The organism is Filomicrobium sp., assembly GCF_025698805.1.
In the GTDB taxonomy this organism is placed as follows: domain Bacteria; phylum Pseudomonadota; class Alphaproteobacteria; order Rhizobiales; family Hyphomicrobiaceae; genus Filomicrobium; species Filomicrobium insigne.
Window position 1 is genome coordinate 18,756 of the sequence record NZ_JAILWT010000004.1, and the last position, 14,546, is coordinate 33,301.

The window sequence follows — 14,546 nt, forward strand, 5'->3', positions numbered from 1 at the left end:
CGCCACACGTTCTGCACGACGTTGCATCAACAGACCCATCTCTGCCCGCTTAGTCTGGCCATCGCCCCTCAGGTCAATTATTTTCCGGCGGCCTGAGATTTTGGAGATTCATAATGCGCGCCCGCCTGGTTGCCCTCAGTATTGCTACCTCAATTTTTTCACTCACGCCTGCGCTCGCCATCGAACCCAACGCACCGGAGCGGTTGATTTCGGTTGATCAGGCGGCCGGAATTTCAGCGCGTCAGATGCTGGAAAGTGGCTCAGGAGTCGCCGCGCGTGCCTATAAGTCCGACCGCGAGGCGCTGGTCGCCTTCTATACTGCGCGCGAAAGCCACCCATTATGGATCGACGGAGATCATCTCTCCTTGAAAGCCCAGGCCGTAATTGGGGAAATCAAAAAGGCCGCTGACTGGGGGCTCGATCCTGCTGAATTCACGCTGCCGGGGACAAGCGTTCAGACGAGCAGTGATACTGACAAGCGCGACACTCTCGCAGAAGCCGAAATGACGCTGTCACTTGCGGTGTTGAAGTATGCACGGCATGCGCGTGGTGGTCGGATTATGGATCCGGCGGGGGATCTGAGTTCCTACCTTGATCGTAAGCCCCAGCTTAAAGACCCGGCTGCTGTCCTCGAAGATATTGCGGCTGCATCGGAAGCAGATGCTTACCTGCGCGGGCTGCATCCTCAGCACCCGCAGTTTGCCAAGCTTCGCGCTGCGCTCTTGAAGATGCGCGGTGGTGGGGCGGAAGCTGAAGAAGAAAAGATCGTTCGCCTGCCGAGCGAAGGCCCCCTCTTGAGTGTTGGCAAACGACATCCCGATGTTGCCCTGCTTCGTCAACGCCTTGAAGTGCCCCCGCCAACAGGTGATGGCGAAGAAACCCCTGCGGAATTGTTTGACAAAGACGTCGAAGACGCGGTCGTCGCGTTCCAGCGCGAAGCAGGCATCTCCGCCGACGGTGTTGTCGGCAGCGGGACGCGTGCAGCGTTGAATGGCGATACGCCAGCGGAAATAACCGAGGCTGCGATTATCGCCAACATGGAACAGTGGCGCTGGATGCCGGAAGACCTCGGGCGCTTTTATGTGACCGTGAACCTCCCCGAGTATACGATCCGTGTGGTGCGCGACGGTGATGTCATTCACAGCGAGCGGGTCATCATCGGCGAAATCGCAAAGCAGACCCCCATATTTTCAGATGAAATGGAAACGGTAGTGTTCCACCCCTTCTGGGGCGTGCCCAATTCCATAAAGGTCAATGAGATCCTTCCTAGCCTAGCGCGCGGCGGGAACGCTATGTCCCGGCATAATTTGCGGCTTCAGTACAATGGGCGGGACGTCGATCCTAATTCCGTCGACTGGAGTCAGGCGGACATCCGTAGGTTCCATGTGTATCAGCCTCCGGGCGGTGGCAACGTGCTGGGCCAGGTGAAATTCCTGTTCCCCAATCATCACCAAGTCTACATGCACGATACGCCGACGAAGAACCTGTTCAACTCTACGCAGCGTACATTCAGCCATGGTTGCATGAGAATTCGCGATCCGCTGAAACTTGCTGGATTCATTCTCGCGGAAGACAATGGGTGGGACGAAGCAAAGGTCCAGAGCATCGTGCGTGGTGGTCCGCAGAACAACCACGTGAGCCTGGAAAAGAAGACGCCCGTGCACATGACGTACTTCACCGTTGTTGCGAACGATGATGGTAGCGTCCACGCGTTCAAGGACATTTACGGTCACGAGAAACGCATCAAGCTTGCGCTCGCTGGCAAGTTTGACCAGATCGCACGGCATCGGGATCATCTTGCGCCGGTCACCTACGACCGCGCGAAATATGCCGGCATGAAGAAATCCTATGAGCCTGTAACGGATATCTTCAAGGCCGTGTTCGGCGGCTTCTAGGGACCCGCAGCCGTACTATTCATAGTGAGCCAGAGCCATCGCGTGCTGGAACAAATGCATGCGATGGTTTGCCATGCTCATGCCGCAACTCGCTTCTAGATTCACCCTTACGACATTTTAACGGTTCCACGTTAATCGTTAATTTGCCGGTATTCGGGAGACGACGCTTCGCCCACCGGCACAATTCCGGTGGACCTTGACTTCGCTAGGGGGCGAACGGGGGCGCGACGTCGAAAATCGACGGGGCAAATTTACTCGTGCAATTCAGCTTGAGACTGCGCGCGACTTGCTTGCTTGGCGTTCTGGCCTTAGCCGGTCTCGCAAGCACGCATCTGCTGGCTGACCGAAAGGATGAGCGGCGGATCGCGCTGTACAATATTCACACCAAGGAAACGCTCGACATCGTCTATATGCGCGATGGCAAGCGCATTCCGGAAGCCATGACCAAGATCAATTGGATGTTGCGGGATTGGCGCCGCGACGAGGCCACCAAGATGGACCCAGAGTTGATCGATATCCTCTGGGAATTAAAAACCGAACTTGGCGCCACGAAGCCGATCCACATCATCTCCGGTTACCGGTCTGAAAAAACCAACAAGATGCTTCGCCAAACTCGGGGTGGCCAGGCGAAGAAGAGCCGACACATCCTTGGCATGGCCGCGGACGTGCATTTCCCGGACGTCCCCCTGAAGAAGTTGCGTTATTCGGCGCTCGTGCGTGAAAAGGGTGGCGTGGGATATTACCCCACTTCGGCAATTCCGTTTGTACACGTCGATACTGGTCGGGTTCGGCATTGGCCGCGCATGCCGCGCTATGAACTCGCGCTCTTGTTCCCCAATGGACACTCAAAACACGTACCGGCCGACGGGCACGAGATTACAAAATCCGATGTGCAAATTGCGCGGAAGAAAGAACCTGCACTCGCGACGCAAATAGCAGCCTTTCACGATTTCCGCGCGCGGCCCCATGCCCCGGCTCCGGTGCTCGTGGCCAATGGCTGGAACGCAAACGTACAAGCTCATCAACACGATACGCCTGAGATGCCGACGCGGCCCTACCAGGTGGCGTCTCTGGGTCCTATTGCGCCCCCAGCGCCAAGATTGGCAGAGCGACCCTCGCACTTTCGGTCTGGTCCTGATGAAGCCGACCGCCGGCAGCTCGCCGATCTCGTAGCGCGCGCGTCCGTCAATCCTTTGATGGGATTGTTCAGTGCGATGGGTAAAAAGGAGCCGGCGGGGGCCGCGTTGGCACGCGCGCCAGCGAAGCCTCAGGACGAAACAGCTCGACACGCCGACAGTCGCTTTGGTTGGAGCAACGGCTGGGTGACCGCGCCGGCTTACGATGAGGAGCATCCGGACGAGTTGTTCTACCGACCGTTCCCGCTTGCTCCGTTTCTTACGGCATCAGAATCAGCAGACGATCCGGCTTTGGCTCAAATGCAGCATCCCGACGTCTCGGCGACTCTTGAGTTCGTAAGCGATGAGATCAGCGCCTTACCTATGCGCTTCACTCCCGGTGGGGGCATTGCGGAACTTCTCTGGACTCAACAGTTCACACCCGCTCCCGGTGGGTCCCCAACCACTATCGGTCGCGGCGGCCTTGAGAACAGACGTGTTCAAACCTCTATGAGATAAAGGAAGACATGCGGCGCGAGCTTGCGCCCTGGATGCATATCGGGGGTGTTTAGGCTGCCTCGTTGCCCTTGCCCTTTGGCACGAATGTCCCTGCAGCTTCCAGCAATTGCGTCGCCGACTTCTTCACGATTTCGCCGAGTTCGATGAAATCCTGCTTGCGTGGCGATGTCGCGCGCCAAACCAATCCAAGCGTCCGGCTCGGTTCGGGTTCGACGAAGCGCATCAGCTTAAGTGAGCGCCCGCGCGTTTCAATGCCGAGGCTAATCTCAGGGAGCAGCGTGATGCCATATCCGGCGGCGACCAGCTCAACAATTGTGGCCAGACTGGAAGCTCCAAAAGTATTGATCTTCCGGACTTGCTGCAGGTTACAGTAGGTCAGTGCCTGATCACGAAGGCAATGCCCTTCCTCCAGCAACAAGAGACGCTGCTGTTCGACGAAGTCTGGCGTAGCACGCACGCGCCCTGACAGCTCGCGGCCCGCAGGCAGCGCCAGGACGAACCGATCTTCGACCAAATCCATCGTCTCGATATCGGCATGCTTGACGGGTAATGCGAGCAGCAAAACGTCGAGCTTGCCGTCGACGAGTTCCTGCAAAAGTGTGTGTGTCTGTGTCTCGCGGACTGCCAAAGTCAGGTCGGGATAGCTCTCGCGCAAAGCCGGCAAGACGGGCGGCAACAAATACGGCGCCACGGAGGGGATGACGCCCAATCTCAATTCACCGGTAAGCACTTGATCGCCGTGTTGTGCCACCTCAATGAGTTCGCGAGTATCCGCGAGAATCCGTGCAGCGCGCGCGGCGATTTCAACGCCGTGTTTGGTGAGCTGAACACCTGATCTCGTCCGCTCAAGAAGCGTGAGGCCAAGGTTATTCTCAAGCTCCTGAATCTGCATGGAGAGCGCAGGTTGGGTGACGGAACATGCCTCAGCGGCGCGCCCGAAATGCAGCTCGCGCGCCAACGCATCGAAGTAGCGCAACTGTTTCAAGGTAATGTTGATCATAAGCCAACCTGATAGCCTCGGCCACAACTTCATATTAGAACTTATCTAAACAAGTGTCTAGTTTGAAGGCGTTCTAACTTGAGAGGTAGTCATGACCAAAAAGACCCTAACGACCTCCGCTGGCGCGCCAGTGGCGGACAATCAAAATTCCATGACTGCTGGTGCACGTGGCCCGGTGCTGCTGCAGGACTACCAGCTTATTGAAAAGCTTGCGCATCAGAACCGGGAGCGGATTCCTGAGCGCGTCGTGCACGCCAAGGGTTGGGGGGCCCATGGTACGCTCACAGTCACGCACGACATTTCCAAGTACACGCGCGCCAAGCTGTTCTCGAAGGTCGGGCAAAAAACCCCGATGATTGCCCGCTTCTCAACGGTTGCCGGTGAGTTGGGCGCGGCAGACGCCGAGCGCGACGTTCGCGGTTTTGCCCTGAAATTTTACACAGAGGAAGGTAACTGGGACCTCGTCGGCAACAACACGCCTGTCTTCTTCGTCCGTGACCCGTTGAAGTTCCCTGACTTCATCCACACGCAGAAACGCCACCCCAAAACCAACCTCCGGTCACCCACCGCCATGTGGGATTTCTGGTCGTTGTCACCCGAAAGCCTTCATCAGGTGACGATCCTGATGTCGGACCGCGGTATCCCAGTCGCTCCGATGTACATGAACGGTTACGGCAGCCATACCTACAGCTTCTGGAACAATGACGGCGAACGATTCTGGGTGAAGTTCCACTTCAAGACCCTGCAGGGCCACAAGCACTACACCAACGCTGAAGCTGAAGCTCTGATCGGTAAAACCCGCGAGAGCTATCAGGAGGAACTGTTCGGCGCCATCGAGCGCGGCGAGTTCCCGAAGTGGCGCGTGTGCGTGCAGATCATGCCGGAAACGGATGCTGAGAAGACGTCCTACAATCCGTTTGACCTGACCAAGGTCTGGCCGCACGGGGACTATCCGCTCATTGAGGTTGGTGAACTCGAACTCAACCGGAACGCAGATAACTATTTCGCGGAGATCGAAATGGCAGCGTTCTCGCCTTCGAACGTCGTTCCGGGCATTTCGTATTCCCCAGATAAGATGCTGCAGGCGCGAATCTTCTCGTATGCGGACGCGCACCGCTACCGTCTTGGTACGCACTACGAGGCGCTTCCGGTCAACGCTCCGAAGTGCCCGGTTCACCACTATCACAAGGATGGGGCGATGCGCTTCTTCCCCAATGATACGGGCAATCCGGACGTCTACTACGAGCCGAACAGCTTCAACGGTCCAACGGAAGATCCTTCCGTGAATGAACCGCCGCTCAAGATCTCTGGCGATGGCGACCGTTATAATCACCGCATCGGCAATGATGACTTCTCGCAGCCACGCGCGCTGTTCGAACTCTTCGATGCCGGTCAGCGCGCACGTCTATTCAGCAACATCGCAGCTGCGATGGGCGGCGTTCCACCAGTCATCAAGGAGCGGCAGTGCCGCCTCTTCGACCAAATCCATCCTGAATACGGTGCAGGCGTACGGAAGGCGCTTGAAGCCGCTGGCGAAGGGTATGATCCCAACGCTATTCCTGTGACGGACGCCACGCCACAGGAAGCCGCAGAGTAATCTGAGGCTTATGGCTTAGAATTATGGGGCGCTCCAACTGTTGGTTGGGGTGCCCTAATTCTTTTTGCCGCTGCTACGCCATGTCAGCCGCAAACGGCCCGCACAGACGCTCACCGGCTGGACTATTTTCCCAGCGGTCGCACCTGTTGCAGGCGGAAATCGGTTTGGTCGCGGAAGCTGAACCGAATCAGGCTCAGGCCGCAGGCACCCGGCCTATTCGGCGGCCATCAAGGCGTCTACAGCTTCATCGGAAGGCAACTCATCGAGCATTCCTAGAGCATGCATGTAGACTTCGAGGATGCCATCCTCTTCCTGGCGCTCGGTCTTCGATTTCTTACGCAGAGATATAATCTTGCGCATTGCTTTGACATCGAACCCCGTCGCCTTGGCCTCTAGGAACTTGTCCTTGATGTCGCCAGCGATGGCCTTTTTCTCTTCTTCAAGCCGCTCGATCTGTTCGATGAACTGGCGCAATTGCGCCTGCGACGACGCTTGCAGCGTTGTCATGGCTCAAACCCCACTGAATGCTTAAACGATGAACGCGATGTACTGGAGGTCAATGCACCGCCCCGCCGAAGCGGCACGGTGCTTGCTGCCAAAAACCCTCTCTTCTGGCGCATGACTTCACGCTAACGGGGGCTGGCGGCGCTATCAAGGCGCAGTTGAAAACCATCCAAAGGTTTCGAGGGGTCCAGAATAAAATCAGTGGTCCTTCGGGCGGTTTTGCTCGAAAGCGGCCTTCTGGTCTGAAGAGGCCTCGATTTGATGTTTGGCCTGCCACTGCTTGTAGGGTTCGCCGTAGATGATCTCTCGCGCCTCGTCCTTACTCAACGTAATCCCGTGATTGCTTGCCGCCTCCATATACCAATTGGACAGGCAGTTACGGCAAAAGCCAGCAAGGTTCATGAGATCGATATTCTGGACATCGGCGCGTGTGCGGAGATGGCTGACCAAGCGGCGAAATGCAGCAGCTTCCAGCTCGGTGCGGGTTTTGTCGTCGAATTCTTGCGAGCGGTCGGTCATTAATCCGTTTTCCTTGTTATGATTTCGCACTTCTAGATATGGTTATGGTGCTTGCTGGATATCAGGATAACGAGGGTGCGGCCTGCGGCCAAGACGCGGACAGCGGCGGAGCGACTTGACGGCCTCGCGCCGATCCCGCAAACCAGCCCGGCAATTCGACTAAACGCTAACACGAAGGACCGCCCATGGCCGCCAGTCCCGTCCGCGACACGCGGGCGTTTCTCATGCAGCTGTTCGATATCGCCGTTAAGGCCGCGCATCCACATGCTTGCGTTCCACCACATCTTCCAGAAGTTCCTGAAGGCGGCCGCATAATAGTTGTAGGAGCTGGCAAAGCCGCTGCCGCCATGGCGCAAGCCACGGAACGGCATTACGAGGCCAAGGGACAGATCGATCGCGTCAGTGGTTTTGTTGTAACGCGGCACGGGTACGGCCTACCCACGAATGCCATCGAAGTTGTCGAAGCTGGACACCCGGTACCTGACGCCAACAGCGTAGCCGGCGCCAAGCGCGCCATGGAGCTGGCAAAGAGTGCCGGGCCGAACGATCTCGTGTTGTGTCTGCTTTCCGGCGGCGCCTCTGCACTCTGGTCGGCTCCTGTCGATGGAATCGATTTCGAAGCCAAGCAAATGCTGACAAAGCAGCTCTTGGCCTCGGGGGCCCGGATTTCAGAAATCAACTGCGTCCGTAAGCACCTCTCGCGCATCAAGGGCGGACGACTTGCTGCTGCAGCCTATCCAGCACGTTTCATCACGCTGGCCATCTCCGACGTTCCCAAGGACGATCCGGACGCTATCGGTTCGGGGCCGACTGTCGCGGACAAGACCACCCTGGCTCAGGCAAGGGCGGTTATCGAACATTATCGGATTACGCCGTCCCCTCAGGTCATGGCGGCGTTAAACGATCCTGCCAATGAAACACCCAAGCCAAACGACAAGGCATTGTCGCGCTCGGAATACATTCTTGTGGCGGCTCCCAAGGCTTCGCTAGAAGCAGCCGCAGCCCTTGCGCGTGACCAGGGATTCCGCGTCGATATCCTTGGCGACTCGCTGGAAGGCGAGGCACGCGACGTCGCGCGTTTTCACGCGGAAATGGCTATGGATGCGAAACGCCGTGGCGAACGCCTAGCGCTCATGTCGGGTGGCGAACTGACGGTCACGGTACGGGGCAACGGTAAAGGCGGGCCCAACCAAGAATATGCTCTGGGGTTGGCCGCCGCCCTCAATGGCGCAGAAGGAATAGCCGGCCTCGCGGCAGATACCGATGGCACTGACGGTGGCGTCGGCTCAGCAGATGACCCGGCGGGTGCCCTGGTTTTGCCCGATATTCTAGCACGCGCTAAAGCGAAAGACCTCGATCCGGTCACCTTTCTGCAGAACAACGACTCTACAGGCTTCTTTCGCACGACCGACGATCTCATTTTGTGCGGCCCGACCCAGACGAACGTGAACGATTTTCGCGTGATACTTGTCGAGCCCTGAGACCGGCGCGGCTGCGACCTGCCTTTTACTCCGCCGCTTTGCGGCGGAGACAGCGCTTTTCGATTGGTGTCCGCGGGGACCTATGACTGTGTCATATGAGGGATCGGTCCGTTTTCGTGTGCCGCGCTCTGCGCGATGGCTGGTGATCTTAGCTGTTGCCATGGTGGCCCTTGGCAGCATAAGCAGCGCAGCGCGCGCGGATCTCAAACTCTGTAACGGGACAACGAGCCGCGTAGGCGTTGCTGTCGGCTACCAAGATGACACGGGCTGGACCACCGAAGGATGGTGGAACATAGCGTCGCAAACATGTGAGACACTGCTCAGAGGTGCAGTGCCGAGCCGCTTTGTGTATGTGCATGCGGTCGACTACGATCGCGGTGGCGCTTGGGTCGGCAAGCACTTCATGTGTACGCACGACAAATCGTTTGCGATTCGCGGCGTGCAGAATTGTCGTAGCCGAGGCTACAAGCGGACAGGATTCTTTGAGGTGGACACCGGAGAGGCAAAAGAATGGACGATCCGTCTGGCCGATCCGGAAGCGGAGGGGGAATGAGGCGCAATAGACGTGTAAAGCTGGTTGCCACTGTAGGACCGGCGTCTTCATCACCGCAAATGCTTGAAAAGCTATTTCAGGCCGGCGTCGATGTCTTTCGTATCAACATGAGCCATGCCAGCCATGAGTTGGCGCGCGAGCTGCATCTGCGGATTCGCGAACTATCGGCAAAACACAGCTTCCCAATAGGTATTCTTGCCGACTTACAGGGTCCCAAGTTCCGCCTAGGCGCTTTCCAAGATGAACGCGTGAAGCTGGAGCCAGGCTCAACATTCACATTTCTGCGCTACGAGAGCCCCGGGAAGGCGGATCAGGTCTACCTGCCGCATCCTCAGATTTTCGAAGCTGTCGAAGCCGGACACACGCTGCTCCTAGACGACGGCAAACTCAGGATGCGCGTCGACAAAGCCAGCGACGACAAAATCGTCGCGGAAGTGCTTGTCGGCGGCATGCTGGCCAGCCGTAAAGGCATTTCTCTTCCTGATACGCTTCTCCCTGTCGGTCCGCTGACGGACAAAGATCGTCTGGATCTCGATTTTGCTTTGCAGCTTGGTGTCGATTGGGTGGCATTGTCGTTCGTGCAACGCGGTGTCGATGTCGAGGAAGCAAACGAGATCGTCGCCGGGCGCGCTTCGGTCATGGTCAAAGTCGAGAAGCCTCAGGCCATCGACGACCTCAACGCTATCATCGCTGCCGCTGACGGCTTCATGGTGGCCCGTGGCGATCTCGGCGTCGAGATGCCGATCGAGAAGGTGCCCGGCCTACAGAAGAAGATCACCCGCAAGGCTCGCGCCGCGGGTAAGCCCGTCGTAATCGCGACGCAGATGCTGGAGAGCATGATCTCCTCGCCGGTCCCAACGCGTGCCGAGGTGTCCGACGTGGCAACGGCCGTGTTCGAGGGCGCAGATGCCGTCATGCTCTCGGCGGAGTCTGCCGTCGGCAAGTACCCGGTCGAAGCAATCGAGATGATGAATCGGATTGCCGTCGAGGTCGAAAACGATAAGGGCTATCAGGCGATCCTCTACGCTTGGCAAACCGAACCACAGCCAACCGCGGCGGACGCCATCGCTGCGGCCGCACACGCCATCGCCAACACGGTGCAGCTCGCAGCGATCGTCTGCTACACCGCAACGGGCTCGACAGCCCGGCGGGTCGCGCGCGAACGTCCGAATTTGCCGGTGATCGCATTGACGCCTGTGCCAGAAACGGCGCATCAGCTATCCGTCGTTTGGGGGCTGCACTCCATTGTGCTCGATGCTGATCCGGATACGACGTCAGACATGACGCGCAAGGCGTGTCAGATCGCATTCAGTCAGGGCTTTGCAAAGCCTGGAGAAGGTGTGCTGATCACGGGCGGCGTACCGCTGGGGACGCCGGGCACCACGAACATGATCCGCATCGCATACATCAATGAGGATGGTGAGCCGATGGCTAAAGGGTAATCCCTTGCACGCGTCCTAATCGGCGACATGAATGCGGCCGTGGAGATGGAAGCTCCCACGGCCGCATTTTCTTTCAGTGGAGACTAACGGGGCGCCCGCTTAAATTCCCTGCCCCTCGACTTCACGCTCAAGCTCTTTCACAGCATCACTGGCACCGGGCCAGTAGGGATTGATGCTCATAATCTGACGATAGGCCTGCAAGGCCTGCTTATCTCGATCCAGTTCCCGAAGAATCTGGGCGAGCCCATCAAGCGCCTTGTAGTGGTTGGGATCCAAAGCCAGCACCCGGCGCAAGTCTCCCAGCGCTCGCATGTAATCGTTGTTGGCGTAATAGACGATGGCGCGCCGATTCCACCCTTCCGCATAGTCCGGAGCCAAATCCACAACCGCGTCGAGCAGCTTCAAGGCAAGGCCGCTGTTCTTTTCCGCCATCGCCTTTACGGAACGATCCATGAGCACGGCGATGGTATCGCTGTAGGACAGCGACCATACCTGTTCGATGGTTTCGGTTATCATCGAGGCCGACTGCGCATCCGGCGCGGCTGCCAAATGGGCGTAGAGGTTTGCTAAAACCTTCGCGCGGTCAGCCGGCGTCTTTGGCAGCCCTTCACGGACCTGCTTGAAATAAGGCTTCTCAGCTTTGGGCTGATCTTGCGCGAGCTCCTGCGCCGAGGCTGTAACGCCTGAAAAGGCGAGCAGGATCACCGCGAAGAATGTGGAGGTTTTGATATGCATCCCGCCACGATAGGCTTGCGCCATGCGCGATGTCAAAGCTGATATTTCAGCCTTAATCGCGCCGGCTTCTCGCCAGCGTATACGCGAAATCTAGCTCGCGCGACATGCAGGAGATCAGTGGCTTAGCCCTGACGCGCCTTGAACCGACGCTGCGTCTTGTTGATCACGTAAAGCTTACCCTTACGGCGAACAAGACGGTTGTCGCGATGACGCGAGCGAAGCGATTTCAGAGAATTGCGGACCTTCATGGTGACACCGGTATATTTATAAAAGCTGCTCTTCGATATGGCCTTACTACGGGGCCATCAGGAAAGGACCGCCGCACCGATACATCAACCGATGCGGTGTAGTCAGCCGCGCGCCCTTTCGAAAGATTGCGCGACCCTATTCATCCCAGCGCATATGTCAACAGTGGCAATGCTTTCCGGACGGCTGTTACCGCCTCGGTTGCTTCGTGCCGCCCTACTGTTGGCCGCGGTTGGGATGGTGGGCACTAGAGGGATCGAACCTCTGACCCCTACCATGTCAAGGTAGTGCTCTACCGCTGAGCTAAGTGCCCGTTGGCGCTCGGCGCCTGAGGAAGGCCTCCTATATCGACATTGCGGCCGGGAGGCAAGCCAATCATAGACATTTCGATGGCGGCAAATAGATCTGAGATCGCAGCCGAAGAAAGATCAAGCCTCCAACAGCGTCTCGACCTGCGTGACCAGGTCTTTGAGATGGAACGGCTTGGAGAGGACGCGGGCATCCTCAAGCGCATCCGCTGCATTATTCAGCGTGACGGCAGCAAAGCCCGTGATGAACATAATTTTTAGGTCGGGATCCAGTTCACTGGCACGGCGGGCCAGCTCGATCCCATCCATGTGCGGCATCACGATATCGGTCAGCAGCAGAGAGAATGGCTCTTCCTTCAAACGCTCATACGCCTCGGCGCCGTTTGCGAATGAGGCGACGTCGTAGCCGGCTTTCGTCAATGCGCGTTCGAGAAAGCCCCGCATAGAGTCATCGTCTTCAGCGAGAAGAATGCGGCTCAGGGGAAGGCGCGATGGCTTGGCGGTCATGTTCGATTTTACCAGACTAATCTGCTACGTTTGTGAGGCATCCGATGCTCGGACAGGCGACAGTCCATACCCGCCATCGGTCGAAATTACGGCCACGCAGCTCGCATTTTTCCCGGCATCGGGAAATGTCCACAGCGTCTCGCATTCAGAACCAATAGCGCGTTACCTGCCAACTTGTCGCGAGTTTGGTAAAGGTAAGGTTGAGGCGGAGACACTTCCGCGACGAGCGTGGCACGGTAAAGACACTTGAACGTGCATAGCTTTGCCCAGCGGGCTCAACGAGCATAGACATACCGCAATGGCGTTGGCAGAGTGTGGGCGGCCGCAACCCGCCACCCTGCTTCAATCGAACAACACGGAATTACGCCTACGATGCCCGCAAACGAACGGAACGCAATTCTGGCCGAATTGACGCCTGCATTCACTATTGATCCGCCGCAGGAACTGAATTCGCCGTTCGTATTTTGCTCACCGCACTCGGGGCGCGTGTATCCGCGCAACTTCCTGCGGCAGTCGCGGCTCAGCCCTCACGCATTACGCAAGTCCGAAGATTACTATGTCGATGAGTTGTTTGCTGGGGTCCCCCGGCATGGTGCGCCGCTGATCGCTGCGCGGTTCCCGCGTGCGTATCTGGACGTTAACCGTGAGCCGTATGAGCTTGATCCGTACCTGTTTACCGAACCCGTACCCGATTATGCCAACTGCCAGTCAACACGGGTTGTCGGCGGGCTGGGCACTATCGCACGTATCGTCGCTGACGGCGAAGAGATCTATGCACAGCGGATGTCGCTCGCCGCAGGGCTTGAGCGGATCGAAAGATTGTACAAGCCATTTCACCGTGCATTGAACGGCCTTATCGACGATGCGCGGGAAAAGTTTGGGCACTCAATCCTGATTGATTGCCATTCAATGCCGTCTTCTTCGATGACAGCCGTCTCTGGACGCCGACCGGACATCGTTCTTGGCGACCGCTTTGGCGCGTCTTGTGACGGTCGTATCACGGCCTTTACCAAGGAAACATTTGCCAACCTTGGGTATAACGTACAGATCAATCGGCCTTATGCCGGCGGGTTCATTACCGAACACTACGGCCAACCGTTGCAGCGCTCTCATGCGTTGCAGATAGAGATCAATCGCGGCCTTTATTGCGACGAGGCGAAGCTATCGCCCACGAGCGGATTCGAAGCCTTGCGTCGGGATCTCGAGGTGGTGACGTCGCGGCTTCTCTTTGCGTTGCCGCTCCTCCTCGAAAGCCGGCAGGCGGCCGAATAACTGCACCGCGGCAATAACATGCTGCAGCGCAACATCAGAACTCAGACGGCACGCATAAGTCTGCCTACGCCAGCGCGTTGGCATACCAGCGAGCAGTAATTTTCTGAAATCACCCGGGTTTAGTGCGCTTTGTCGGCTTTGGGTTGCGCCGTAGCGTCGATGTCCGCCCCAAAAAGAAAAGGGGCCGCTCGAAAACGAACGGCCCAAGTCTAGGGAGGAAACGCCCAAGGAGGGCTGCGGCATCGAGAGCATATGTCATCGATGTCGCATTGCACAAATAGCGCTGCACCGCACAACAATCAAGCGCCTTTTTTGCATTGCTGCCCTGCGGAGCGCGGGCATCTCGTGACCGGTAAAGCTCATCAATGAACCGCAGTGTCACGAAACGCCTTGAGCGCTTTGAGATATGGGGCGTTTTTGAACGTCTGCAAGGTGCTAGCTATCGCTGCCAAGCTCGATCGCTGACGATAAAGTCGGGCCGAATTGCCGCAGGCTGAAATTTATAAGGTTTAAGAAGCGATCAGCTTCCGCCTACGCGATCCAAGCCAATTAAACAGGCTATACGCAGCGTAAAAGGGGCCGTGCGACGCCGCAGCGGCCCAAGTCTAGGGAGGAAGCACCCGAAGCGGGCAAAAACGGCAGATGCGAAAAAGTTCAGCTTGCCGTTGCATGCTGTTATGCGCTTATTCGTGGGATCGCGCAATTCGGTCATTCCATCTTTGCCTAACACGCAGGATTTCGTTGCCGTTGAGCCACTCCGCCGTTGCGTATGAGCAAATCCGATCATCCTGGTGACTTTCGTAGACTTTCCGGCTACGCAAGCACCGATATAGCGCCTAATCCGCTTTCACCT

At 57.5% G+C, this 14,546-nt stretch carries 13 protein-coding genes and 1 tRNA gene; 7 read left to right on the forward strand and 7 right to left on the reverse strand.

Annotated features, from left to right (window positions below; genetic code table 11):
* The first annotated feature begins 113 nt into the window (after positions 1-113).
* Positions 114-1,895: a L,D-transpeptidase family protein gene (locus K5845_RS11080; RefSeq protein ID WP_090225765.1), complete on the forward strand. Its 1,782-nt coding sequence runs from the start codon at positions 114-116 to the stop codon at positions 1,893-1,895.
* Positions 1,896-2,152: 257 nt separating this feature from the next.
* On the forward strand, positions 2,153-3,529 hold the full coding sequence (locus K5845_RS11085; protein WP_287958997.1) for a peptidoglycan L,D-endopeptidase MepK: 1,377 nt from the start codon (positions 2,153-2,155) through the stop codon (positions 3,527-3,529).
* A 49-nt stretch (positions 3,530-3,578) separates the two neighbouring features.
* Here the strand turns inward: K5845_RS11085 and K5845_RS11090 are convergent, their stop codons facing one another.
* On the reverse strand, positions 3,579-4,529 hold the full coding sequence (locus tag K5845_RS11090) for a hydrogen peroxide-inducible genes activator (RefSeq protein WP_046478290.1): 951 nt from the start codon (positions 4,527-4,529) through the stop codon (positions 3,579-3,581).
* Between the two features lie 91 nt (positions 4,530-4,620).
* Between K5845_RS11090 and K5845_RS11095 the strand changes: the two genes are divergently transcribed.
* Entirely contained in the window at positions 4,621-6,126 is a 1,506-nt protein-coding gene (locus K5845_RS11095; RefSeq protein ID WP_046478289.1) for a catalase, read from the forward strand.
* A 213-nt stretch (positions 6,127-6,339) separates the two neighbouring features.
* On the opposite strand, the gene K5845_RS11100 is transcribed toward K5845_RS11095, so the two are convergent.
* Both K5845_RS11100 and K5845_RS11105 read right to left on the reverse strand, forming a co-directional pair.
* Entirely contained in the window at positions 6,340-6,633 is a 294-nt protein-coding gene (locus K5845_RS11100) for a DUF2312 domain-containing protein (RefSeq protein WP_046478288.1), read from the reverse strand.
* Positions 6,634-6,828: 195 nt separating this feature from the next.
* On the reverse strand, positions 6,829-7,149 hold the full coding sequence (locus K5845_RS11105) for a DUF1244 domain-containing protein (protein WP_046478287.1): 321 nt from the start codon (positions 7,147-7,149) through the stop codon (positions 6,829-6,831).
* A gap of 185 nt (positions 7,150-7,334) precedes the next feature.
* Between K5845_RS11105 and K5845_RS11110 the strand changes: the two genes are divergently transcribed.
* From K5845_RS11110 to pyk, 3 genes are all read left to right on the forward strand, one after another.
* Positions 7,335-8,630: a glycerate kinase type-2 family protein gene (locus tag K5845_RS11110; RefSeq protein WP_287958998.1), complete on the forward strand. Its 1,296-nt coding sequence runs from the start codon at positions 7,335-7,337 to the stop codon at positions 8,628-8,630.
* A gap of 82 nt (positions 8,631-8,712) precedes the next feature.
* Positions 8,713-9,183: a DUF1036 domain-containing protein gene (locus K5845_RS11115; RefSeq protein WP_046478285.1), complete on the forward strand. Its 471-nt coding sequence runs from the start codon at positions 8,713-8,715 to the stop codon at positions 9,181-9,183.
* A complete protein-coding gene (pyk, locus tag K5845_RS11120) occupies positions 9,180-10,625 on the forward strand; it encodes a pyruvate kinase (RefSeq protein ID WP_046478284.1) in 1,446 nt (481 codons plus the stop codon). Before K5845_RS11115 ends, pyk begins: the two co-directional genes overlap by 4 nt.
* 99 nt (positions 10,626-10,724) lie before the next feature.
* Here pyk and K5845_RS11125 read toward each other — a convergent pair whose 3' ends face one another.
* From K5845_RS11125 to cpdR, 4 genes are all read right to left on the reverse strand, one after another.
* On the reverse strand, positions 10,725-11,384 hold the full coding sequence (locus K5845_RS11125; RefSeq protein ID WP_052743859.1) for a tetratricopeptide repeat protein: 660 nt from the start codon (positions 11,382-11,384) through the stop codon (positions 10,725-10,727).
* Between the two features lie 98 nt (positions 11,385-11,482).
* Positions 11,483-11,608: a type B 50S ribosomal protein L36 gene (gene ykgO / locus K5845_RS11130; RefSeq protein ID WP_076605315.1), complete on the reverse strand. Its 126-nt coding sequence runs from the start codon at positions 11,606-11,608 to the stop codon at positions 11,483-11,485.
* Between the two features lie 236 nt (positions 11,609-11,844).
* Positions 11,845-11,919: transfer RNA gene (locus K5845_RS11135), tRNA-Val, on the reverse strand.
* 115 nt (positions 11,920-12,034) lie between these two features.
* The gene (cpdR, locus tag K5845_RS11140; protein WP_046480271.1) at positions 12,035-12,394 is read right to left on the reverse strand and encodes a cell cycle two-component system response regulator CpdR; all 360 of its coding nucleotides are present in this window, start codon (positions 12,392-12,394) and stop codon (positions 12,035-12,037) included.
* Positions 12,395-12,793: 399 nt separating this feature from the next.
* On the opposite strand from cpdR, the gene K5845_RS11145 reads away from it, so the two are divergent.
* On the forward strand, positions 12,794-13,693 hold the full coding sequence (locus K5845_RS11145; RefSeq protein ID WP_052743858.1) for an N-formylglutamate amidohydrolase: 900 nt from the start codon (positions 12,794-12,796) through the stop codon (positions 13,691-13,693).
* Positions 13,694-14,546 lie beyond the last annotated feature (853 nt).